The sequence below is a fragment of the Bartonella sp. MU37NMGALS genome, from assembly GCF_042194015.1.
GTDB lineage: Bacteria > Pseudomonadota > Alphaproteobacteria > Rhizobiales > Rhizobiaceae > Bartonella > Bartonella grahamii.
In genome coordinates, this window is record NZ_JBHIML010000066.1 from 1 (window position 1) to 1,866 (window position 1,866).

At 36.7% G+C, this 1,866-nt stretch carries 1 protein-coding gene and 1 pseudogene; both read right to left on the reverse strand.

Annotated elements, in window-relative coordinates; all coding sequences use genetic code 11:
- A pseudogene (locus ACFIJP_RS08935) lies at nucleotides 1-1,039 on the reverse strand (hypothetical protein); the annotation flags it as partial.
- Nucleotides 1,040-1,609: 570 nt separating this feature from the next.
- On the reverse strand, nucleotides 1,610-1,866 hold a 257-nt coding region (locus ACFIJP_RS08940; RefSeq protein ID WP_375627047.1), incomplete at its 5' end, for a YadA-like family protein.

Sequence of the window (1,866 nt, forward strand, 5' to 3'; positions counted from 1 at the left end):
TAACTAAACCTGTTGCATCTAGGGTATTTGTGCCTGCCTTTAAGCTCGTTAATGCAACATCTTGTGCCAAATCAAATTGTACCTTATTGTCCTTATCGCCTTTTGTAACCTTTATGTTATTACTTGCAGCAGCTAAATCTACTAATTTATTCGATTCAACCGTTGTAGTATTCGCTCCAGAAACAGAGAGTTTCCAACTTCCGGCATTCTTTTCTAATGCTTTCAACTGCGCTACATTTACTGCATCAGTATCTTCAGTACCACCTGCAACGCCTACAATTTGTCGTGTTTTTCCCTTTTCTATGCTACCAATACTAAGCGCTCCTTCAGAGCTGATCCAAGCATGCAAATTTGCCCCCGGCTCTACCAAAACGCCTAATGGCCTATATGCATTAATACCACTGCCTATAAAAGCTTCACTATCAGCACCTAAAGCAATCCCACCACTCTTGGTCACCTTCGCATTAGAACCAATAGCCGTCCCTCTAACCTCATTTGTCTCGGTTGCATTGTAACCAATAGCAACGCCATGTTGCATCACTGTTTTCGCACTATTACCTATTGCCACAGTATTAGTGCCGATGTTAATCCCGCCATTTCTAGTACTTCTAGTCAGTGGACTCATATTAAATGTTGTTGCATCATTATCAAATCCAACAGACTTATAAGTGCTCTCTAAAGCAGGTATAGTAAAAGAACTCTCATTACTTTTATCCAAAAAAGTTTTGTTTAGAAAATTTGCATAGTTACTAGAAGCATTAATCTCTTCTACTCCTGCTTTTTTGAGCACTGTTAAATAATTGTCTTTTGAAACAGGAGACGCATTCAAACCAGCAACAGGGATGATGTTTTGTGGATAAGACACACCAGCACTTTTTACACCTTCAAGAAAGGTGTTCCTAAAATCAGGATTTGCTGAAAAAACAGGTGTAACATTCGATAAAAATGTAACCGCTGTAGCCAACGAAAGAACTTTAACAAAAGAAAAACGAGAAAGTTTTAATTTACTCGCTACTTGTGTGGCATGTATTTTTTTCATAATGGATTCCCCCAAAAAAAACTTTAGAAACACACTTGATGACGCAAAAAAAACACATTTTAGCAATAAGAGTTTGAAATGAGTTTGATTTTGAGCCTTTGTACTGTGTATGTTTGATATAATGAGATCTAAATGTATATTTTTAGACGTAGTTATGACACATTTAGAGTCTAATGGTGATCGATGGGTTATTTTTTGCCTAACTTAAATTGTGATATCTAAGATTTTTGAAATTTATTGAATAATTGCTTTTCTTAAATCATCTCTTTTTTGGTATTATACAGTGATATACATAAATTTGCCGTGTGCTTTTTATCTTCGCGCATCACTTACCTCCCCCTTTAAAATTCATTTTATCAGAATGAGTCTTACTCGCAACAGATTTTGTTACTTATAAAACATATTTGTAGAATATCAAGAAAAAAATATCGCTTTTTTACAACAGTTGCCAAGAGGTTTTTTGATTATAGGACTTAGGTTTGTATTGTGTTTGTATGCTTAAAAAATTTTGCCCCCGCTTCATAAAAGCAAGGGCAAAGGGGTGTTTGTTGAAATATTTTATTTTTATTGTTAATTTAGCGTTAAGCTTAGTCCTACGCCTGCTCCCCAGCGCCCCCCAGCAGTTGTAACAGATAGACTAGAACGGATTTTTCCATCTTCAGAGGTATAACCAGCACCAACAGCAAATGCAGACTGATTGATCCATATACCACTACCAAGTGCAACACTCAACTTTCCTGGTGCATCATTGTAACGTAAGTTAGAGACAGCCAAACCAATCGCTGCAGCTTGTCTTGCTTCCTTGCGAACATCCTCAATAGCATAAT